This is a genomic window from Bifidobacterium sp. ESL1133, from assembly GCF_058107325.1.
In genome coordinates this window covers 39971-61698 of record NZ_JBYLUI010000005.1, presented here as the reverse complement: position 1 = coordinate 61698, position 21728 = coordinate 39971, and the positions used below count along the sequence as shown (strand labels likewise).

Sequence of the window (21728 nt, the reverse complement as noted above, 5' to 3'; positions counted from 1 at the left end):
GGTGGCTGAGATCGCATAACTTCTGGAGTTGATCACTGTTCGTGCTCAATGGCAGCGTCTGTTGGTCTGACAATTGTCAAGGAGGTTGCATGCTGGTTCCTGTAGAGGTAGTTGCCTGTTGTCTCCGAATGCTGCGAACCGTTAACATGTATCGTCTGAATTCTCGATTGAGGGATCGTGGCAGACAACCTCATCGCCGCAAATGCGCGGCCGTATATGGTTCGGATGGTTGCCTGCTTGCGTTCATTGTACTGCGAAACCAGTCCGAGATTGCCGCGCATGGCCTGTGCCGCATCGGTTTTGGCGTGCTCATAGAGCAACCTATCAGACGCATTGCCGCGCAGCCAATTGCGGAATATAAGATGGCGCGCCGCCTCGGGAGACCCGACGCTCCACACATGCAGGTGGCAATCTGGAGCAGCTGAACTCAGCATGCGGTGCTCATACCACCAAGGCTCACGAATCTCCAGAGAGAACCCCGCTCGTTCCAACGGTTGCAGGTAGGCTTTCTCGTCATTGGCATTGGCAACCGTCAAATCAATGTCAATGATAGGTTTTGCTGCTAGCAGTGGTACTGCCGTGGATCCCACGTGTTCGATGGACAATGCCTTCCATCCCAATGCTTGGCGCACGACGTTTTCTAGCTGCTGGTACACAGTTGGCCACTGCGGATTATATGACTCAATACGCACTGTGAGCTCTCGTTCGCGCCCGCTGACGAACGGCGAACGGTCGTCAGGAGCTTCGGTGTCGTCGAACGTCGTTATGGCCTGTCGGCACATATGTGAATCATATATCGGGCTGATTGCGGTCATGGTTTCAGCATAGTTCGGTGAGTCCCTAGCCGGGTTCGGTCGTTACCGCTGGGCTGAGTTGCGCATCATTCGCATAGCACAAGTGGGGTGGATTCTCGGGCGAAATCGCTGCTTTAAATCTCCTCTGCGCTAGTAATACGGCGCAATAAGCAATGTCGCGGCTTCGACATGGAATAGGTTCATGGCAGAAATGGGAGAGCATGCAGAAGTGAGTACGAACGCTTTCCTAGCCGAGTCGGGTGTTCGGTCTTCTGCCTCGTCTGCTGTTCCCGGTACTTCCCTTCCTGCCTCCGCGGCGACTAGCGGCTCCGTGTCTGATTTCTCCAAATACCCCCGCGGCACGCGCAGCTACACCATGTCGCGTATCCGCGGCAAGGACACTTCCATTGAGGTCCTGGTGCGCAGTTACCTCTTCTCCCGTGGGCTGCGCTTCCGTAAGAACGACAAACGCTACCCGGGCCACCCGGACGTGGTGCTGCCCAAGTGGCGTGCGATGGTGTTCGTCAATGGCTGCTTCTGGCATATGCACGAGGGGTGTGAGAAGTTCTCCATGCCCAAGTCCAACGTTGAGTTCTGGACGGTCAAGCTTTTGCGCAACAGGGAGCGCGATGTGCGCCAACGCGCCGAACTGGAAGCCGCCGGCTGGCGAGTCATCACCGTATGGGAGTGCGAACTGACCAAACTTAAGCGTGCAGAACGCCTTGAGCGCTTGTATGAGGAGATTGTGGGGCGGGGTGCAGGTGGATGATGCATAGGTGTCACGGGGAGCAAGCGGGGCGTATCCATGTGCGTCCAGCACGGGAGTGGCTGCTGTATTCCAACGAGACAGGGGCGTCTGCGCCGCCTCTCGTTGCTTTCCGGGGTTTCGATGATGTTCGTTTACGTTCACTTGTGCTCGTTAGTGTTTGCACACCGCGCTCGCTGGCTTCCTGCGCTGTCATTGCACTTTTCATCGTTCTCCTGCCTGTGCTTTGTGCTCCGCAATACTTGCGCGTCGTTTCATCATGCCTGTGTGAGGGCGGTAGGATACTTGGACACGTCATCATGTCGCCGTGCTCGTGGAGAGCGCGCTTTGTGCGGCAGAAGGTTTCTTCCTTGGAAGCATGCGGTTTTGAGTTTCAAATATGAGGTTGAATTCATTCACTTTCGGGAGATATCACGAACGGTTCCATCGGATCGCTTCGCTATGTGATTGCGGTCTGCGGTTGCAGCATAATGAAGTGGATTCTGCAAACTTACATGTCCGCCCAAGCTTGCGCAGGCAGCATTTTAGAATGTGTATGACGGGTGAATCGATACGTGCAAAAGTATTATGGGAGGCGATTAAGGTGGCTGATAACAGTAAGCGCAGCACTGGCGCGGAGGGCGGCAACAGTGACATGCAGGGAGCACAGGCCGAGATTGTGCTATACAAGCAAGACGGACGGGATGTGCCAGTGCAGGTACGGTACCAAGACGAGACATTCTGGATGCCGCAAAGCGGGATGGCGGAGCTGTTTGGGGTGACGCCGCAGACAATTACGCGGCATTTGCGTAATGTGTATGACGAGGGTGAGCTTGAACGTGACGCAACTTGTACAATTTCTGAACAAGTTCAAAACGAAGGTGGCAGAAGGGTTGTGCGGGATATTTCCTTCTACAACCTCGATGCCATTATCGCCGTCGGCTATCGTGTGAACAGCAAGCAGGCCACACACTTTCGTCAGTGGGCTACGGCCACGCTCAAGGAATTCGTGATCAAAGGTTTCGTGCTCGACGACGCCATGCTGAAGAACGGACGGCCGTTCGGCGAAGATTATTTCGACGAGCTGCTCGATCGCATCCGCGACATTCGTGCATCCGAGCGTCGCTTCTACCAAAAAATCACCGACCTGTTCCAAGATATCAGCGTGGACTATGACCCGAAATCACCCACGGCGCGCGACTTCTTCGCCAGCGTACAGAACCGCTTCCACTACGCCGTCAGCGGGCATACGGCGGCCGAAATTATCCGCGCTCGCGCCGATGCAGGTAAGCCGCACATGGGGTTGATTAGTTGGAAGGGCTCGCCGGAAGGCCGCGTGCACTCGCGCGACGTAACAGTAGCCAAAAACTACCTTTCGCAAGAGGAAATCAGCCACCTCAACCAGCTGGTTTCGGGCTTCCTTGACGCTGCGGAGCTGCGGGTGCGCAACCACACGATTACGACGATGTCTGATTGTGCGGTGCTGTGCGACCAGTACATCGCGCTTACCGGCAGTTCGTCGTTGCCCGGCCGCGGCAAAGTAAGCAAGAAACAAGCGGACAGTAAGGCGCTCGCGGAATTTGCTGAGTTTGAGAAAACTCAACGTTCTGACTTCGACAAATTCGCTGAACGCGTGGAGCAACTGTAGCAACAGTGATGATGACGGTTGGCTCGTTACGGACAATGTCCAACTGTAGGGACGCCACCGTTCTCTCCCGCACGCCTCGTATAGACTGAATTCGTCGCCCGTTGTGGCAGTACATCGGGTGTACAGGTTGTGTTCTGTCAATACTTGCCAAAACGTACAGGAGAATACATGTTCACTCATGAATATCTAAATAAGGTCTACGCGCAGGTTGAGTGCCGCGATGGCGACCAGCCTGAATTCCTGCAGGCCGTGCGTGAGGTCTTCGAAAGCCTTGAGCCGGTGGTGGCAGCGCACCCGGAGTATGAGCGGAACGGTATTCTGGAGCGCTTGGTTGAACCTGAACGACTCGTCAAGTTCCGTGTGGCTTGGATGGATGATGAGGGCCGGGTGCAGGTCAACCGCGGCTATCGAGTCCAGTTCAACTCCGCCATCGGTCCATATAAGGGCGGCCTTCGCTTCCACCCCACGGTTACCGAGTCCGTGGTCAAGTTCCTGGGCTTCGAGCAGATTCTGAAGAATTCGCTCACCGGCTTGCCGATGGGCGGAGGCAAGGGTGGCTCTGATTTTGACCCGCGCGGCCGTTCCGACGGCGAGGTGATGCGCTTCTGTCAAGCGTTCATGACGGAGTTGAGCCGTCATATCGGCCAGTTCACCGATATTCCCGCGGGAGACATCAACGTCGGTGGCCGTGAAATTGGATATCTGTTCGGCCAGTACAAGCGGATCCGCGACGAATATTCCGGCGTGCTGACCGGCAAGGGCTTGGAGTTTGGCGGCTCGCTGGCGCGCACCGAGGCCACCGGTTACGGCCTGTGCTACTACACGGCCGAAGCGTTGCGCGTGCTGAAAGGTGACTCGTTCCAAGGCAAGACCGTCGTTGTTTCCGGTTCCGGCAATGTGGCTGTGTTCGCGACCGAAAAGGCGCAGGAGCTTGGTGCGAAGGTCGTTACGGCCTCTGATTCCAACGGGTATGTCTACGATCCGGCCGGCATCAACCTCGACGTGGTGAAGGACATCAAACTGGGGCATCGTGGCCGGATCAAGGAGTATGCCGAGCGTGTGCCGGGCGCCGAATACCACGAAGGCGCGGCCGGCGTGTGGAGCGTTCCGTGCGACATCGCTTTGCCGTGTGCCACGCAGAATGAGATTGATGAGGCGGCCGCGCAGGCGCTCGTGGCTGGCGGCTGCCAGGCGGTATGCGAGGGAGCGAACATGCCCTCCACGGTGGAAGCCATTGCGGTCTACCGCAAGGCAGGTGTGCTGTTCGGCCCCGCAAAGGCTGCGAATGCCGGTGGTGTGGCGGTTTCAGGCTTGGAGATGAGCCAGAATTCGTACCGACTTTCGTGGACGTTTGAGGAAACCGACGCGCGTCTCAAGGAAATCATGGAAGGTATCGTGTCCAAATCGCTCGAGGCGGCCAAGGAGTATGGCAACGAGGGAGATCTTATGCTCGGTGCCAACGCGGCCGGCTTTATCAAAGTTGCCGACGCGATGGTGGCTCAAGGTGTGCTGTAGCGCGGGCAGTGCGGGCGGACATGGCAGAGGCATGCTATGCCCGCCCGCATGGTAAACGTCTACGATTGTTTGCTCGCCATGCGTATATCCTAAGATGATAAGAGTCGTCAACGACTGCAGAATTCCTACAACTACTTCCTCAATGTTGACCACGGCGGCGTCGCTACTTCCATCGCTATCATGACTCAGAGTCAGAACAAAGACACAGTTGTGCAACTGGACCAGCGCTTTACTCGCAGAACTCAGTCAGACGGCTTAGCCACAGCTCGGTGTGTATGTCCTTGCACTCGTGTCGTTCTGCTGCGGTTTCCATTCGCGATACACGGCGAACGGACCTACCGCCCCAGCCCGTTGCGTAAATACTCGCTGGCCGGCAAGAAACGGCCGTTCTTTGTGCTGAACTCTTCGCTTCCTCGGTACACTACGGTTCTGCGATCTTGGGGAATGTCCATCTCTGTGCCAACGTTTGCTAGGTGTCTGAATGCATCCGGCCTTGGCGTTAAACCCGATTTGATTTCAATCAGTTCCGGAGCACGACGATCGGAGATGTCAACCAAATCAATCTCCGCTTGTTTGGTGTCGCGATAGAAATACAGCTTGTCGTCCGCATTCGCATTTTTATAGCGTTTCATAGTTTCAGCGATAATAAGATTTTCGAAGATATCGCCGAGCTTAGGGTTGCTACGTAAGTCTTGGATTGAGTAAATTCCGAGTAGGAAGTTCAGCAGGCCTGTATCGTAAAAGTACAGCTTCGGTGTCTTCGTCAAGCGTGCCCGCGCGTTGGAATGGTAGGGCTGCAGGAGGAACACAATGAAACTGCTTTCGAGAATCGAGAGCCATTGCTTGGCGGTATTAAAAGTGATGCCTGTGTCACGAGCCAGCGAGCTCAGATTCAGCAAGTTCCCCGCACTCTGGGCGCACAAGCCGACAAAGCGGGTGAATTCGCCGCCGTTGCGCACATCTAGGTATTCAGTGACGTCGCGCCTAACGTAGGTATCGAGGTAGTTGCGATAGAAAATGTTCGCCGGCATGCTGCTGTCGTACAGGTGAGGGTATCCGCCGCGGAACATGAAATCGTCAACGGTGAGCTCGGGCCTGGCTTCCTGCGCCTCGTTGAACGAAAGCGGCAGCAGGCGTAACATGCCCACACGCCCCGCCAAAGACTGCTTGACGTTTTTGAGCATCAGGAAATTCTGCGAACCGGAAATCACGTATTGTCCCATTGTCGCCCGCGCGTCAGCCTCGACTTGGATCTGGGAAAATAATTCGGGGGCGTATTGTGCTTCGTCGATAATGAGGTGGTCGCTGCGCAAACGCAAAAAACCGACTGGATCTTCGAGCGCGCTGGTTCGCGTCGCTCTATCTTCAAGATTGAAATATTCGAAGTCAGGGAGCGCGGCGCGTAGCAGTGTGGACTTGCCGCTTTGCCTCGGGCCGGTGAGCGAAAGGACGGGAAACCATGAAAGCATATCGGAGAATTGGCTTGCCAAGGTACGCGAAATCATTGCGGTCTCCCTTCTATGAAAATTCATCAGTAGAATCTATAATAATTCATCAGTAGCAGTCCTGCAAATTCATCAGTAGGTGCTCCGATAATTCATCAGTAGGCAGGCCGCCAAGGTATCACGCTGCCAATTGCGCGGCGCGTTTCGTTACTTTTCGGTGCTGCCCCACAGAAAATCGTCGATTTGCGCGGTGACTTTGGGATTCTCGTGCAGCTTGCTGTGTTGGGCCATCGCGCCGTGCACCTCGACCTCGCGGTAGCTTGCGGTTTCGCCGCGCAGAATGTAGCCGAGCGAGCGCGCCGAGGCCACCGAAATATTGTTGTCACAGTTGGTGCCGTCGTCCAGGTTGCCGTACATGTTGAGCACGTGCACGCCGCTGGGGTAGCCTGCTCGGTGGGTGAGTAGGTAGCGGAAATGCTGGTTTTGGTAGCTGGGGGAGCCGTCGGCGCGAATCTGGTTCATGTTGGGCGCATCGTCAGCTCCGATGATCCCGTCGAAGTTACCGGCGAGATTGACCTGCCGCCGCAACTTCGGCAGGCTTGGGTCTTGCCCATATTGCACTTGGTAGTACATTGCTACGAGATTGCCCATCGAGTGCGCCACGGTGTTGTACTGCGTAATGTGGTATTGCTGCTGCAGCGCGGTAACGACGTTGTGCACCCATTCGCTGGTGGCGGCGTAATCGGTGTTGGTATTGTCGTCGAACAGCACTTGGATGAGCGGTCGTTTGGCATCGCTGCGCCAGTCGCCGGCAAGGCTCACCTCTCCTGCCGAGGAGACGGTGGCGGTGAGCACTTTCGTGGCGTCGTCGTGCTCTTGCGCGTAGGCGATCATGCTGTCGGTGCTGACATGCCCGCCGTGGTAGCCGTGCAAGTAGAGCGTGGGAATGCTGGTAGACCGGTCGTTGGAATCAGTGGCGCCGGGGTGTTCGCCGCCGTTGCTGCCTGCGCCGTCTGAGTTCGTCTGAGTTTGCGCGGTGCTGGTCTGCCCGTCGCGCCCCACGCTGGCAGGCCACACTACTGGGCCGAGTATTAGAGCGATGACTAGGCCGATTGCAATGCTGACGGCAATCTTCACTAGGGCGGCGCCGCGTCTGCGCCGGTGTGCGTGAACATGCTCCATAGGCCCCTCCGCTGCTATAGTATCGCGTCCGGTGCGTGCGGGTATCGGCTGTCTCTTTTGCGCGGAATGCGTATTAATCGGAATGCACGTTGGCTGGAATGCGTATTGATCAGAACGTGTCTTGACTGGAACACGTAGGGGGTGTTCATAGGCGGGCTAGCGGTGTTGGCAGAAGCGGTTCGGTTCGCTGGTGGCAGGGGTCGATCCTTACTGCCGCCAAGCGTGGTTCGTGTTCAAGTCGGTTTTCATTATCAGGTCGGTCTGTGGGTCCGAACCGACCTGGAACGTATGACTGGAAAAGAAGCTGAAACCCATGCGGGAGTAGAGCGCTTGCGCCGGCTTGTTACCTTCCCACACGCCCAGCCAGACCTGGTGCAGGCCTCGCTCTTCAGCGTTACGAAACGCGATGCGAATGAACTCGGACCCCATGCCGTGCCGTTTGAATTCCGGGAGAACGTACAAGCGTTGCACTTCCAGGAACTCGCTGCCCATCGGCTCGGTTTGCGCCTCTCCCACATTGATTTTCAGATATCCGGCCGGCTGATCATCGACGCTCGCCAAGTAGAAGGTCGAGTCGGCGCGTCGCAGTTCTGATGCGATTCGGTCGTGGTTGAAATCCTCGGCAAGATAGCGTTCCATATCGTCGTCTGCTGTGCACACGGCGAAAGTGTCACGGAAGGTGCTGGCGCCCATGCGGCAGAGCAGATCAGTATCGTCGGTGGTGCATAGACGGTACGTGGTGCCGTTCGGTGTGTGGGTTGTGCTGTTTGCGGCCGTAGTGTTCATGTTGATATCCTCCGGGGTTAGTGCACCGTGTTCAGCCCGACCACGCAGGCCACCAGGATGGCAATTAGGATGATGCGGGCCAGTGAGACCGGTTCTGCGCGCGTAATCATGGCGTAAGCGGTGGTTAATGCGGCACCGATGCCAGTCCAAACCGCGTATGCTGTGCTGGTCGGAATCGTGCGCATGGCATACGCCAGACCGCCCATACTAGCCAGGATTCCCACCACGAACACGATACTCGGCAGCAGTTTGGTGAGGCCTTCAGATTTCCCCAGCGCAGTGGCCCACACTGCCTCGCACATCCCCGACATGACCAACACAACCCACGAAACCATAGCGTTCCCCTTGGCAAGTCTTGTCGCGCACCGGGTACTTGGCATCGTCCGGAGACCCGCTCGGGCCTTACCGTTGAGCATAGCAGGAGGTGTGCTTGCCGGGAATAAAAAGTCCGGCAAGCACACCCCCTCATTTGAGCAAGCCCTATCTGGCCTGATTTTCGTTCCGTGGGCACTTTTGGAAGAATCTCTAGAGCAACCAAAACAGAGAATGGCGGATTTCCAACGATTCCTGAAATGCTATTCTCGAAAATTCCTCACAAAGTACTCACGGAACGAAATGATGCAGAGCTGAGCTTGCCCATCGCCTACGCCTGCTCGATGAGATCGAGCATCTGGGGCACGGTTTTCTTGCCGAACTCCACTTTCTGGCTGGTGTTGCCTGCGGCATCGGTCTTGTTGACAACGATGCACGGCACACTCATGGCGTTGTACTGGCTTTGCAAATCCGGGTAGTGCGAGATGTCGTATGCTTCGGCAGTGACCTTCTCATTGCCGGCAGCGATGCGCTGGGCGGAGAGCACGGTGGTGGGGCACATGGTGCAGGTCAGCGAGACCAGGACCATGATTTCCGTACGTTCTGCGTCGCCACTGCTGATGGCACTGATGCGCGCGGCGCTGTCGGTATCGACACCTTGGCCGGGGCCGGCGGCGTTATAGAGGCCGAGCACGAACGAGTTGAACTCGTGACCGCTGGGCACACCGTGGAACGCCAGACCGGTGGGTACCGGTTCGCCGTTCGCGCCGACCTTGCACATGCGCACGCACGGGCGAGCTGTGGGCATGGACTCAGCTGGGTCATAGACGGCTTTGCCGGTTGCGTCCTGCGATGCAGCATGAGCGTTCGCGGCAACGTGAGAGTCGCCAGCGGTGCCAGTGGTTTCAGTGCCGTTATCCGCAATGCCGTCCGAGACTACGCTGCTCAGCTTTCCGCCGCTTAGCTCGACCAGCTCACCGATGAATCCTTCCAGCTCGCGCGAGAGCGGGGTGCCGTCAAGTTCCAACTGCAGCACCAGCGGTTCGCTCATCTTGCCGAAGACCATATTCAGCTGCTTGACGATGGCATCGTTGAAGAATCCTGACGCTTTGCCGGATCGAGCAGTCTGAGAAGACCGGTCGGATGCAGCCGAGGAGGTGGATGAGGTGGTCGCGGAAGATGCGCTGGCAGCGCCCGAAACCGACGCACCTGCAGCGGCACTGGCCGATGCGGCGGCTTTATCCGCTTCCCGCTGCTCATACGCGGACGTGGTTGGGCGAGGGGGCATCAAACCGGTCTTTTCACTCATATCTTTGGCGTACCGTTCCAGCTCCACCGCGGCCACAGCGCCATCGGAAACAGCGGTGACCACCTGTCGCAGGTTCTTCTCGCGCAAGTCGCCGGCCGCATACACGCCCGGCACCGAAGTCTGCAAATATTCGTACGTCACCACATATCCGTGCTCATCCAGTTCCACGATGCCCTTGAGCATGTCGGTCTGCGGCACATACCCAGCGAACACGAACACGCCGAACGGGCCGCCTTCCGCAGGTTTCCACACCGATTCCGTACCGGTTTTGCGGTCCACAATCGTGGCCTCGGACAGTCCGCCCTGGCCGGCAGCAACAGCCTTGAGCTCGGTATTGTAGTGAATCTCGATCTTGGGATTGCGTTTGGCTTCTTCGCTCACCGAAGCGTCGCAGGTAAAGTCGTCGCCGCGCACCAGAATCGTCACTTTCGACGCGTATTTGGTGAGGAACACCGACTCTTCGGCCGCGGAGAAACCGCCGCCAACCACCAGCACTTCCATACCGTTGAAGAACTCGCCGTCGCAGGTGGCGCAGTATGAGATGCCTCGGCCGGCAAACTCCGCTTCGCCTTGGAATCCGAGCTTGCGCGGGTTGGCACCGGTGGCGATGAGCACTCCGAAAGCGCGGATGTCGCCGCGGTCGGTGTGCACGGTTTTGATGTCGCCGTCCACCTCAAGCCCGGAAGCTTCGGCGGCCTTGAATTCGGCGCCGAAATCCTCAGCCTGCTGGCGCATGGTCTCCGTGAGCGCCTTGCCATCAGTGGAGGCTACGCCCGGGTAGTTCACCACTTCGGAAGTGATGGTGATCTGCCCGCCGAAGTCCTCTTTCTCAAGAATGAGCACGCGGTATCGGGCGCGGGCCAGGTAGAGCCCGGCAGTAAGCCCCGCAGGCCCTCCGCCGATGACCACCACATCATATAAATCGTCTTGCTGCTTCATGTTGTCCTAACTTCTTCTTGCGATTGCCTAGCCGCACGTGTGTCGGCAGAGTGACCAATCTAGGTGTCGGTTCATCGACCGTGCCGACTAACTGGCTCAACGTGCTGATCCAACCCTTAACCCCGGCTTAGTTCTGTTCCTGAGTCTCGGTTTCCGAGCCGTAATGGCCGAAACGTACCTAAACAGTGCTTCCGGACTCGGATTGGGGTACATTTCGGCCAGGAAATGGCACTTTTGTAATCGAAATGTACCCGATTCCCTCTCTTGGGCAACAAAATGGGTACATTTCGATCACAAGCCGCTGAAACCAGAGTGACCAGAGTGATGAGATCAAGGTAATCAGACGAGATCAGTCCGAATCAAAGCAATCAGATCAGAGTGGTGAGATGAGATTGAGCAGATCAGAGCTGGCCGACGAGGTCCAGGCTCGGCTCGATGGTTTCGTCGCCCGGGGTCCACTTTGCGGGGCAGACTTCATCGCCGTGCTCGTACACGAACTGGCTGGCCTGCACGCGGCGCAGGATTTCTTCTGCGTTGCGGCCCACGTTGGAGGAGATGACCTCGTAGGCTACGACCTTGCCCTCGGGGCTGATGATGAAGTCGCCGCGCTCGGCCTGGCCGTTCTCCTCATCGTAGCTGTCGAGGTCGCGTGAGAGGCGGTTGGTGGGGTCGGCCACCATCGGGAACTGAATCTTTGCAATCTTGTCGTTGGCCTCGTGCCACGCCTTGTGCACGAACTCGGTGTCGTGGGAGACGCCGTAGATCTCGCAGCCTGCTGCCTTGAACTCCTCGTAGTGATCCGCGAGATCCTCGAGCTCGGTGGGGCACACGAAGCTGAAATCGTTGGGGTAGAAGAAGATGAGTGACCAGTGGCCGAGCAGGTCTTCTTTGGTGAGCTTGCTGAACTCATTGTTCTGGTAGATGTTGGCCGTGAAGTCCGTCACCTCGTGCTGGAGCATTGTCATAGCGTTTTCCTTGTCTTTCGTTTACATACACAGATTCGTATTTGTGCCGCTGCATAGCCGTAGCGCGACCCTCATCCATGCTATCGCGAAGTGTCATAAATAGTTAGAGGTGAAAGGTGTATCGCTGCTCACACTTTAACGATGTGAACAAATTAGCAGAGCAGGAACGAATTTGCGGCAGGAACGCCGTAATGATGGTAACGCCGTAACGCTGGTAACGCCGCAACGGCTGATAGCAGTAAGCGCTTTTATGAGGTCGTTTGCGCACCCAGGTTTTCGGTTTCAAGACAACGCAAAGCGATATAGTGCTCATAGAGATAGTGGAGTCGCAGCTTCAGAGCGGAGGGACAGCATGACTGGCATCGATGTGGCAGAACACAGTAACGGCAACGAATCAGCCGCCAGCGAATCAGCCGCCAAAGAGCCAGCTGCCAACGCCGTCTGGAACCGCCTGCTGGAAGGTAACGCGCGCTTCGCGTCCGGAGCGTCCACTCACCCTCACCAAGATGCGCAGACGCGAGAGGCCTTGGCAGCGGGGCAGCATCCACAAGCGGCGGTGCTCTGCTGCTCTGATTCACGTGAAGTTCCCGAGCTGATCTTCGATCAAGGCTTCGGCGACATATTCACCGTGCGTACCGCCGGCCAGATGCTTGACACGGCAGTCGTAGCCTCACTTGAGTATGCTGTGGAACACTTGGGCGTGCGCCTCATCGTGGTGCTCGGCCACGAACACTGCGGAGCCGTGGCCTCAGCCGTTGAATCTCTGGACGAGCTGGAAGTGCCGTTGGGGCCGGAATGCGATGTCGAGGAACGTTACGAGCGGCTGAGTGAGCTTATTGCCCAGTCGCAGTCCATCGTAGTGCGTTCCGTTGGGGCCTCTGTGCAGCAGGCGCGCGAGGCCGACCTAGAGAGTACGGATGACTTCGAGCGTGTTCATATTGCGCGTACCATCGAGGAATTGGTCGACGGTTCGGTAGTAATAGCACAGGCTTTGGGAGCAGGGCGTGTCGCCATCGTCGGGGCTCGGTATCTGCTCACGTCAGGCAAGGTTGAGGTTCTCTCGTTCTAGGAGCGTGGCAAGGCTCCCATAGTGTGCAATCCGCATGGCTGGCGGCAGCTGCTCGGAACACCTTCCGGCAGCCCGGCTTACGTCCGTGGAAGTTTCCATACTGGCATACCGTCGATTCTTTGCTTCCGCCATCCGTATGCGCCGATAGACTGGAGACATGTCGCTTTGGCTTAACATACTGCTGATTTTCGTCTTTCTGGTGCTTGGGTCGGTGTTCTCCGGCACCGAGCTGGCTTTGGTGAGCTTGCGTGGCTCCCAGCTCGACCAGATGGAGGCGCAGGACGCACGAGGAGCCAGGGTGGCGAAAATCGCCCGCGACCCCAACACATTCCTGTCCACTGTGCAAATCGGTGTGACGCTTTCCGGCTTCCTGTCCGCCTCGTTCGGGGAATCGTCGATCTCGCCGTTTGTGGTGCCCGTGGTGGAAAGCTGGGGTGTGCCGGCTCGTGTGGCGGCCCCCCTGACCACCATTGTGCTCACGCTTGTTATCTCCTTCTTCTCCATTGTCATCTCCGAGATGGTTCCCAAACGCATCGCCATGCAGCGCACCGAGCAGATCGCCCGCGCGGTGGTGCCGGCCATCGACGTGTTTGCCAAAGTGTGCCGCCCTATTATCTGGGCCATCGCCAAGTGTACGAACGGTTTGGTGAGGCTCTTGGGCTTTGATCCGAACGAGACTGCCAGCGAGGTGAGCGACGACGAGCTGCGCGTGTTGGTGGATTCCAATTCTCGGCTCAGCCCTGACGAGAGAACGATTCTTGACGATGTGTTCGACGCATCCGGCACTATTGTGGCCGAAGTGATGCGCCCCCGCGCCGACGTGATTTTCCTTGATGGGGCGCAAACGCTTGCCGATGCGGCGGCTTATGTGCGCGAAATGCCATACTCGCGGTACCCGGTCACCGGCAAGGATTTCGACGATGTGCTCGGCTTTGTGCACGTGCGTGACCTGCTCGATATTCGCGACCCGAAGGCGCGCACGGTGGCTGACGTGGTGCGCCCCGGCATCTCTCTACCCGGCACGTCCAAGTTGCTGCCGAGCCTGGAGCTGCTGCGCAAGAGCGGAGTGCATCTTGCTGTGGTGATTGACGAGTATGGCGGTACCGACGGCATTGTGACGTTGGAAGACATGACCGAGGAATTGGTGGGGGATATTCGCGACGAGTACGATCTGCCCGATGAGCCGGGCGGGGAGCGCACGCAGGGCGAGCCGGTGTTCGTCAATGGTGTGGCCACGATTGAGGGCGGCATGACCATTGAGGACTTTGCCGATCTGACCGGCATTGAACTGGAGGACGGCCCGTACGAGACGGTGGCCGGGTACTTCTTGGCGCGTACCGGAAAGATGGGTGAACAGGGCGATGTGCTGCATTCCGACGACGGCTACGACATGACGGTGACGCAGGTGGACGGTCGGCGCATCGAGACGCTCGAAGTACGCAAAAGCGGCGATGACGGAACTGGTGCTGACGCTGGTGAGGAGTCTGCTGAGGGTAGGGCAACGGCGTAGATTTGGTGCCGCCGCAGTGCCGGCGGCTGCGGGGTATCTGCACTGGGCGCGCGGGAACACGGCATCAGGGGCGGTGGTAACTGTCGTGTGTATAGCACACAACTGTCGGTTTGTTGGGCGGACATTGTGATTGGGCTCACGGCTAAGAATGGTGCTGTCTTTCATTCTCTTTGGCAAGACACTAGACTAAGGAGTGGTATATGAATGACTTCACGAAAGGAACCATCATGGTAGATAAGTTTTTGAATCCCGGCTTGGACGAGGCCACATCCGACAAGACCGTCAAGGTGCTGCTCAAGTGCCTGGCGCACGAGGAGGAGTCCGCACTGGTACTCAAGCACGCTCACTGGAACGTGGCCGGCCCTGAGTTTATCGGTGTGCACGAGATGATTGACCCCGAGGTGGATTCGGTGCGCAACATGTCCGACGAGACCGCCGAACGCATCGCTACTTTGGGCGGCAGCGCCGAGGGTGGTCCCGATTTCATCCTCTCGCAGCGCGATTGGACGCCGTTTGAGCTCAAGGGGCGCCAGAACACCCAGGACTACCTCAAGGCGCTCATCGACTATTATGCTGAGTTCATTGTGGCTGAGCGCGAGGCCATCAAGGAACTGGACGAGCTCGACATCATCAGCTCGAACATCATTCAGGACCACGTGCAGGAGCTGGAGCACTTCAACTGGTTCATGAACAGCCACCTCATCAAGTAGTTGGTCCGAGGGGTTGGCCTGTGTGGCTGATCTGTGGGCTGCAAGGGGGCAGCGGTTATCGCGTTGGCGTCGCCGCTGCCCCCTTGCAGTTTTAGAAGCGCTTCTTGCCTTGAGCTGCTTTGATGAGCACGGCACCCGCACCTGCAAGTGCTGCCGCTGCCAACAGTGCTACGGGCAGTGCGGTTCCGGTCTCGGCTAGCTGCGGATCGGCGGCTTGGGGAGCCGCTTTCGGGTCTGCTGGGTCACTCGGCTTAGTAGTGTTTGCTGCGCTGTTCTGAGCAGGATCATTTTGCTTGGAATCGCTAGGTTTCGGCTTGTTGGCCGCTGTTTCTACGTTTGAGCCGCCGGGCTTTTGTGAAGGATCTGAACCAGAACCCGACCCGGCTCCGGAACCAGAATTCGACCCAGAACCAGAACCGTCTCCGGACTCGGTCCCGGAATTTGCGGCTGCCTGCTCTACGGCGAGCTGCATTTGCGCCGTATCGTTGGCTTTCTTTGCTGCGTTGAAAGCACCCTGTGCTGCGGTAAGCGCGGCGGCAGCGTTGTCAACGTCTGCCTGCGCTTCGGCTACGGCCTTTTCGGCGTCTGTCACCTTCTGCTCGGCGCTGGTCAAAGTTGCCTGGGCTGCAGTCAGATCCTGCTGTGTGGCATCCAGCTGCTTCTGCATGGTACCTAGGCTGACGCCGGCTTGTTCCACGCGCTTCTGTGCCTCGGCGAGCACCGTAGGCAGATTCGTGGCGATGTTCTGCATGGTGGTGAGATTTTTCGTCGCCGTATCCAGTGCCTTCTGCGCTGCGGTAAGCGCAGTTTCGGCACTAGCGAGCGTCTGCCGGGCTATCTCTGCAGCGCTTTGGGTATTGGCCGCGTTTTTCTCGGCGAGGGTGAGCGCGTCTTGCTTTTCGGTCAGGGCGTCCTTGGCCGCCGCCAACTCGCGAGCCTGCTGTGTGGCTGAAGCCAGCGCAGTGTTGTACGCCGCCTGTGCTGAGGCCTCGGCGTTGTTGGTTTGCGTCACCTTGGCCTGCGCATCGGTCACCGCGGTCTGGGCTGCATCGGCTGCGGCAACTACCTGGTTATAGGCTGTCTGGGCCTGAGTGACCGCATCGGCTGCGCTCTGTGCCGCTGCTTGTGCCTGCTGTGCCACGGCGTCCGCTGAATCGAGTTTGTTTACGTACGCGTTGAAGGACGCGACATAGGTGTCGTAGTCCTCTTCTTTGGTGTTCGGGAAGCCAGCTTGCCTAGTGCTGGCTGTGCCTGTGTTGTTTGCGGGCGGGACGTATCCCGGCCGCTCCATCACTTCGGCATCTGGGGCGAATTCCTGCCCGTGGGTAATCGATCCTCCCCCGTTGGGGCTTGTAGATATGGCAAAGCCGGTGTAATAGTATGTCGTATCGATGATGTTGTAATAATGCCCGCACGCCTTTGTCCCGTTTGGCTTGCAGTCATTGTTCTCGAAGTACTCTTTTTCGGTGTCGTACCATGCCGTGAACGGATCTGTGCGGGAGTATCCCCAGCCCAGATTCTCCGCGGTATTCCATTGCAGTTTGTGCTGGCCTCCGGGGGTGCGGGATGCCCACTGCGTCTGCACTTCTGCCACTGCCATCAGGTCGTCGCTGACCCGTAGGGGGGGCAGTCCATCCTTGATGCGCAGATCGTTGCATTCCTTCATAAACGGCAACGCTCGTTTCATGTTTTCGAGGGAAACCGCTGACTTGGGATCCCCGTACGTAATGATGCCGTCGGCTTCACCGATGTCGAGCACTTTCATGGCTGCGGTGGACCCGCGGCTTTCAAAGAACGCTTTGGCACCTTGGTTGCGCAACTCCGGCACACTGTCTGCATAGGCCTTCTTATCGGCGGCGTTTTGGTCGGCTGTGGCTTGTGCGGCTTTGGCTGAATCAACTGCTGCCTGCGCGGTGGCGATGGCCGCCTTTTTGTTCTCGGCTTCCGCCTGCTTGGCGGTCAGGTCGCTGCGGGCGGCGGCAGAGGCTTGTTGTGCCTTGGCCAGTGCGGTTCGTGCGCCTTCAGTGGTGTCGGGAACGCCGGAGAGGTCGTTGACTTTTTTGGTGGCGGCGGCCACGTCGTTTTTGGCGCCGTCACGTTGGGTCTTGGCGTTGGCGAAGTCGCTGTCTGCGGTGTCAGCTGCGGTTTTTGCCGCATTCCGGGTGCTCTTGGCGGCTTCGAATTTGGTGTTGGCATCCTGCTTGGCGTCAGTGGCGTCGTCAACGTTCTTTTGCGCCTGTTCTTTGGACGGAACGGCTGCCAGTGCGGCATTGGCGTTGTCTTGTTCGTTTTGCGCGTCTTCTACGTCGGCTTGTGCGCTGGCTACCTTATCTTGTGCGTCAGCTACGTTGCTTTGTTCGGTGGTCACCTTGTCTTTGGCGGTGGCGAGCTGCTTGCTGGCCTCATCAAACCGCTTTCCCGCAGCGGTTTTGTTGGCGGTGGCTCCGTCAAGCGCGGTCTGAGAGTCGGCGAGTTCTTTGGCGGCCTTGTCTGCTGCTGCTTGGGCTTCCTCCAGCTTGGAGCGCTTCATGTTTTGGGTGATGCTGCCTTGGGGGATCTCGTCTGCTGCGTGAGCGAGCGTGGTGGCGTCAACTGCTGCGGTGGCCGGGGCGGTGAGCGCGGCTGCTACAGTGGCGGCGATGGTCGCATTGGTGGTAATGGCCATAGTCTTCTCAATCTCTAGGGAATGGGCTCGCCTAGTTTACGATGTGTGACAGACATCACATTACCTTACCGTTCGGTAAGTGACTATATGCCTACTAGCTACACCCTACCACGAAAGCACCGCGCTCGACCCCAAGCCGGCAAAAGCTTACATCCGGCCCTCCAGCCCCAAGGCGTCAACGAGGAAATCGCGCTGCAGAGTCAGCAGGTTCTCCGCCACCGTCTCGTCGTTGGTCATATGGGTGATGCCGGTCAGCGGCAGGAAGGTGTGCGGCTTTCCCGCGGCCATGAGCGCCTGCGAGAGCCGCAGCGAGTGGGCGATGGTCACGTTGTCGTCGGCAAACCCGTGGATGAGCATGAGCGGACGGCGCAGCCCCGGAGCATCCGCCACGATCGAGTTGCGTTCGTATACCGCTGGGTTGAGTCCCAAGTACCGCTCGGTGTAATGCGTATCGTAGAGCGTCCAATCGGTGGGAGGAGCCCCGGCACAGGCCGCGTGGAAAACGTCTGGAGCCTCGAGCACGGCCAGTGCCGAGAGGAATCCTCCGTACGACCATCCGATCATCGCCACATGCTCCAGGTCGGCTTCGGGTGCGACTCGCGGCAGCGCCTGCACTGCTTCGATCTGGTCAGCGAGGGTGACGGCTTTCATGTTTTCGAAGATGGCGCGGTCCCACAGCGGTCCGCGCCCGGTGGTGCCGCGTCCGTCCGCGATGACCACGAGGAAGCCCTGGTCAGCCCACCACTGCGCGTCGAAGTATGCGGCTTGGGAGTAGGTCACTTGCTGGAATCCGGGGCCACCGTAGGGTTTCATGAGCACAGGCAGTGTGGCTGAGCCTGCCCATCGGCTCCCGGCGCTCGGCCGCACGATGGCGGTGTGCAGCTGGTGCGCGCCGAGTCTGGCAAAGCTGACGTTTGGCGTGAAGCCTGGATCTGCGCTGTGATTGGTGATGACGGCGACGTTCTTACTTGCGGCGGCAACGTTGTGCAGGGGTGAGGAACTGCCGAGAAGAGTGCTGGTGTGTATCAGGGTTGCCTGCGGGCTGTCCATGTCATTGCCGAACACTGCGATGCCGCTGCCCGCTCGACTGGCGCGCCACACTCCGGGGGTGTGGGTGACTTCCGTGAGTGTGCCGTCGTAGCTGATGGTTACCACAGCATAGTCGCGAGCGTCCCGCTGCACCACCGCGAGCACGTTCTCCTCGTTGACATCCAGCACCTCGCGCACCTGCCATCCCACCGGTGTGAACGCGCGCCCGTCCAAGGTGAGCCGGTTGGTGTCGGTGTCCATGTCGTTCATGGCGCATACCAGGCGGCCGGACGGGGTGCGTGCCGGCGTACCAGCGACCAGGTCGAGCCATTGCGGGTTCTCGTGCTCCTCCAGCACTTCGGTCATGCCCGAGGCGTCGATGCTGAGCACCTGGTCGTGGTTCTGCCGGCGGTTCTGCACCAGCATGATCGGGTCGTGCCCCTCACTCCAGTTGACGGCGGCCACGTATTCGTAGGCCTCGCGGTCCCACATCACGTTCTGCACGTCCATGCCGCAATATCGGTTCTCACTGTCGAAATCGAGGTGGGCCAGCACCATGCGCACCGAGGCGTTGGTGGTGAGTGCGCGCGCATAACGGCGGCCTTGGGCCGGGCGTTGCGGGTTGGCCGGGTCGCTCAGGTACCACATGGGTTCGTTGCTGCTGTCGAACATTTCGAATAGTACGGAGCGCGAGTCCGGCGCCCACCAGAAGCCGTCGTACCGATCCATCTCCTCGCCGGCCACGAATTCCGCCAGTCCGATGCGCTGCGTGGGGTCGGCGTCATCTCCGGAATCGCTTTCGCCCAGGCTCCACACCGTGTGCACGGCGTCGCCTTCGGTGTAGGAGGCTGTGTAGCTATGCTCACCGTGGTGATCGTGGTGATCGTGGTGATCGTGGTGATCGGGACTGTCCGTCTCACCGGTGGCGGCGCTGTGGTGCTCATCGTCAATATCCACCATTACCAGCCGTGACCCGGTGGTGTAGAGCACGTGCGCCCCATCCGGCGAGATGCGCGGGTTGAGCACAGGCTGCCACTGCGTCTCACTCAGCGTTGCCGCGGCCAGTTCCCGCGTGGCTTCGACCGGCGCGACTGCAACGTCGCCTTCCTTGTCATTGGGAGTCCCACTCAACGCTACTGTCGCTTCGATGCTGTTGCCAGTGGTCGCTTCGGCATCCCCAGTAGCGTCCCCATCCGTATCTCCTCCGGGCAGCTGGGTCATGAACAGCCGTGACCCCAGCGTGAACACCGCGCGCGTTCCTGCGGCATCCACCGAATATGCGACGATGCCCTGCCCTCCTTCGCGTGCGCGCTCGCGTCTAGCCCGCTCTTCGTCGGGAATGTTCTCGGCGCCGCTGCCGTCAAGCAGGCTTTTCGGGTCTGCAAGCAAGGTCTCGTGTGACTGCCCGGTGAGCGGCGAGATGGTATTCATCCACAGCGAGGAGACCAGATCCTCCGGTCCGCCTGAGCGCAGGAACAGCATGCGCTGCCCGTTGCCGACCACCTGAGCGCCGTGCGGGGCTCCGGCGCGGAAACGTGAGGTACGCGCGTTGCGCCGGGGGAACTGCGCGATGGCGTCCCTCTCATCGGTCCGAGGCTGGTTCTGCTGTGTCTTGTTGCTCATGAGGCTCAGTATACGGAGCATGCGGTGAACTTGAGTGTGGGCGACTGAACTTTGAGGGCGTTTCGTGCCGTGCGCCGCGCCGTTCCGGGGTGTGTGGCGCAGGGCACGTTCCCGTGCTTGAGCGGCATTGCGCCGGCCTCTCGTTTTGTTCGGTTTGTAGCATCGCGTAAGATGGGGTCAAGAAGAAAGGAGTCACTATGGGCGTTCTCGACCGTTTTGAGAAGAGTGTCGAAGGTGCAGTCAACGGTGTCTTTTCGAAGTTTGGTTCGAAAGACCTACAGCCAGTTGACCTCTCCAGCGCGCTCGAGCGTGAGATTGATGCGGAGGCCATGCCTGTGGGCCGCGACCGCACCGTGGCGCCCAACGAGTACCGTTTCAAGCTCAGCACCCCTGATTTCGACCGTATCGAGCAGTGGGGTAGTGAGACGTTGGCGGACGAACTCGCCGACAATCTCACCCAGTACGCCAAGAGCCAACATTACGCGTTCGTTGGCCCGGTCGTGGTGATTTTCGAAGAAGACATGAGCCTGAGCGCCGGTAACTTCAACCTCTCCTCGGAGTCGGTGCAGGGCAACGCGGTGCCCGTCACCACGGACGACCAGTCCGAGGACAGCCCCATGCTGGAGATCAGCGGCAGCCAGTACCTGCTCACCAAGCCCAAGACGGTGCTCGGTCGCGGTTCGGGCTGTGACATTGTGATTGACGATCCCGGCATCTCGCGCAACCATTTGGAGATCGATATCACCCCCGGCGGCGTGGTGGCTCGCGATTTGGGCTCCACCAACGGCACGTATGTGGAGGGGCACCAGGTGCCGGCGGCCACACTGCTGGACGGTAACACCATCACCATTGGCCGCACCCGCATTCTCTATTGGGCCTCTTCGCAGGACACGGAGTAGCTGGAGCAGAAGCCGAAACGTATGACCGAACTGACATTCGCCATCCTCAAGTACGGGTTTCTCGCCCTACTGTGGGTTTTCGTATGGCTCGCAATGCGCTCGTTGCGCCAAGATGTGGAGACGTTCAGTCCCCGCAAGTCTTTGGCGCACCGCAGAAGCGACCGCCGTGCGCGTAAGGCTGCCGCAGCTCCTGCCCCGGCCGCGCTCAACTCACCGGTGGCGTCCGTGCGTACCTCCAGCGAGGTTGGCGGTTTCAGATCCCGATTCGCCAACCGCACCTCCAACAAGACGCCCACGCTGCTCACCGTCATCGACGGGCCGTTGGCGGGCACGTCGGTGCCGCTGACCGGATCGACCATCACACTTGGCCGTTCGGCCTCCAACACCGTGGTGCTTGACGACGAGTTCGCCTCCTCACAGCACGCACGCGTCTATTCGGATCCGGTCACCGGCGCGTGGGCCATCGAGGACTTGGGCTCCACCAACGGCACGGTGGTCAACCAGCGGCGCATCACCGCTCCGGTCGTGCTGAAGTCAGGCATTCCGGTGCGCATCGGCGCCACGACCTTTGAGCTGAGGTGAC

The 21728-nt window shown here is 58.9% G+C and carries 17 protein-coding genes and 1 riboswitch; of the genes, 8 read left to right on the top strand and 9 right to left on the bottom strand.

Features of this window, described 5'->3' with window-relative positions:
• Positions 1-32 precede the first annotated feature (32 nt).
• Positions 33-815 carry a GrpB family protein gene (locus tag AC3B5A_RS06090; RefSeq protein WP_489799661.1) on the bottom strand — a complete coding sequence of 261 codons (783 nt, stop codon included), beginning with the start codon at positions 813-815 and terminating at the stop codon, positions 33-35.
• Positions 816-1125: 310 nt separating this feature from the next.
• On the opposite strand from AC3B5A_RS06090, the gene AC3B5A_RS06085 reads away from it, so the two are divergent.
• From AC3B5A_RS06085 to gdhA, 3 genes are all read left to right on the top strand, one after another.
• Positions 1126-1563 carry a very short patch repair endonuclease gene (locus tag AC3B5A_RS06085; protein WP_489799849.1) on the top strand — a complete coding sequence of 146 codons (438 nt, stop codon included), beginning with the start codon at positions 1126-1128 and terminating at the stop codon, positions 1561-1563.
• 472 nt (positions 1564-2035) lie between these two features.
• Entirely contained in the window at positions 2036-3187 is a 1152-nt protein-coding gene (locus AC3B5A_RS06080; RefSeq protein WP_489799659.1) for a virulence RhuM family protein, read from the top strand.
• A 168-nt stretch (positions 3188-3355) separates the two neighbouring features.
• Positions 3356-4702, top strand: a complete 1347-nt coding sequence (gene gdhA, locus AC3B5A_RS06075) for an NADP-specific glutamate dehydrogenase (protein ID WP_489799657.1) — start codon at positions 3356-3358, stop codon at positions 4700-4702.
• A 335-nt stretch (positions 4703-5037) separates the two neighbouring features.
• On the opposite strand, the gene AC3B5A_RS06070 is transcribed toward gdhA, so the two are convergent.
• The 6 genes from AC3B5A_RS06070 to AC3B5A_RS06045 all read right to left on the bottom strand — a co-directional run bounded on the left by AC3B5A_RS06070 (position 5038) and on the right by AC3B5A_RS06045 (position 11640).
• Positions 5038-6207, bottom strand: coding sequence for an ATP-binding protein (locus tag AC3B5A_RS06070; RefSeq protein ID WP_489799656.1), 1170 nt, complete (start codon positions 6205-6207; stop codon positions 5038-5040).
• Positions 6208-6354: 147 nt separating this feature from the next.
• Positions 6355-7329 carry an alpha/beta hydrolase gene (locus tag AC3B5A_RS06065; protein WP_489799654.1) on the bottom strand — a complete coding sequence of 325 codons (975 nt, stop codon included), beginning with the start codon at positions 7327-7329 and terminating at the stop codon, positions 6355-6357.
• Between the two features lie 207 nt (positions 7330-7536).
• The gene (locus tag AC3B5A_RS06060) at positions 7537-8115 is read right to left on the bottom strand and encodes a GNAT family N-acetyltransferase (protein WP_489799652.1); all 579 of its coding nucleotides are present in this window, start codon (positions 8113-8115) and stop codon (positions 7537-7539) included.
• 17 nt (positions 8116-8132) lie between these two features.
• The gene (locus AC3B5A_RS06055) at positions 8133-8450 is read right to left on the bottom strand and encodes a DMT family transporter (RefSeq protein WP_489760500.1); all 318 of its coding nucleotides are present in this window, start codon (positions 8448-8450) and stop codon (positions 8133-8135) included.
• A 10-nt stretch (positions 8451-8460) separates the two neighbouring features.
• Positions 8461-8522: riboswitch (guanidine-III (ykkC-III) riboswitch) on the bottom strand.
• A gap of 236 nt (positions 8523-8758) precedes the next feature.
• Positions 8759-10675 (bottom strand): FAD-dependent oxidoreductase, encoded by a 1917-nt coding sequence (locus tag AC3B5A_RS06050; protein WP_489799650.1) that lies wholly within the window; start codon positions 10673-10675, stop codon positions 8759-8761.
• A 401-nt stretch (positions 10676-11076) separates the two neighbouring features.
• The gene (locus AC3B5A_RS06045) at positions 11077-11640 is read right to left on the bottom strand and encodes a redoxin domain-containing protein (protein WP_489760498.1); all 564 of its coding nucleotides are present in this window, start codon (positions 11638-11640) and stop codon (positions 11077-11079) included.
• Between the two features lie 352 nt (positions 11641-11992).
• On the opposite strand from AC3B5A_RS06045, the gene AC3B5A_RS06040 reads away from it, so the two are divergent.
• The 3 genes from AC3B5A_RS06040 (at position 11993) to AC3B5A_RS06030 (ending at position 14929) form a co-directional block, all read left to right on the top strand.
• On the top strand, positions 11993-12709 hold the full coding sequence (locus AC3B5A_RS06040) for a carbonic anhydrase (RefSeq protein ID WP_489799648.1): 717 nt from the start codon (positions 11993-11995) through the stop codon (positions 12707-12709).
• A 157-nt stretch (positions 12710-12866) separates the two neighbouring features.
• On the top strand, positions 12867-14219 hold the full coding sequence (locus tag AC3B5A_RS06035) for a hemolysin family protein (protein ID WP_489760496.1): 1353 nt from the start codon (positions 12867-12869) through the stop codon (positions 14217-14219).
• Between the two features lie 227 nt (positions 14220-14446).
• Positions 14447-14929 carry a Dps family protein gene (locus tag AC3B5A_RS06030; RefSeq protein ID WP_489799847.1) on the top strand — a complete coding sequence of 161 codons (483 nt, stop codon included), beginning with the start codon at positions 14447-14449 and terminating at the stop codon, positions 14927-14929.
• Positions 14930-15020: 91 nt separating this feature from the next.
• On the opposite strand, the gene AC3B5A_RS06025 is transcribed toward AC3B5A_RS06030, so the two are convergent.
• Together AC3B5A_RS06025 and AC3B5A_RS06020 are read right to left on the bottom strand one after the other, a co-directional pair.
• Positions 15021-17594, bottom strand: coding sequence for a CAP domain-containing protein (locus AC3B5A_RS06025; RefSeq protein ID WP_489799646.1), 2574 nt, complete (start codon positions 17592-17594; stop codon positions 15021-15023).
• A 147-nt stretch (positions 17595-17741) separates the two neighbouring features.
• Entirely contained in the window at positions 17742-20246 is a 2505-nt protein-coding gene (locus AC3B5A_RS06020; protein ID WP_489799644.1) for a prolyl oligopeptidase family serine peptidase, read from the bottom strand.
• 197 nt (positions 20247-20443) lie between these two features.
• Here AC3B5A_RS06020 and AC3B5A_RS06015 point away from each other — a divergent pair, with 197 nt between their 5' ends.
• Together AC3B5A_RS06015 and AC3B5A_RS06010 are read left to right on the top strand one after the other, a co-directional pair.
• On the top strand, positions 20444-21145 hold the full coding sequence (locus AC3B5A_RS06015; protein ID WP_489799642.1) for an FHA domain-containing protein: 702 nt from the start codon (positions 20444-20446) through the stop codon (positions 21143-21145).
• A gap of 21 nt (positions 21146-21166) precedes the next feature.
• Positions 21167-21727 carry an FHA domain-containing protein FhaB/FipA gene (locus tag AC3B5A_RS06010; protein ID WP_489799640.1) on the top strand — a complete coding sequence of 187 codons (561 nt, stop codon included), beginning with the start codon at positions 21167-21169 and terminating at the stop codon, positions 21725-21727.
• Position 21728: the final 1 nt, after the last annotated feature.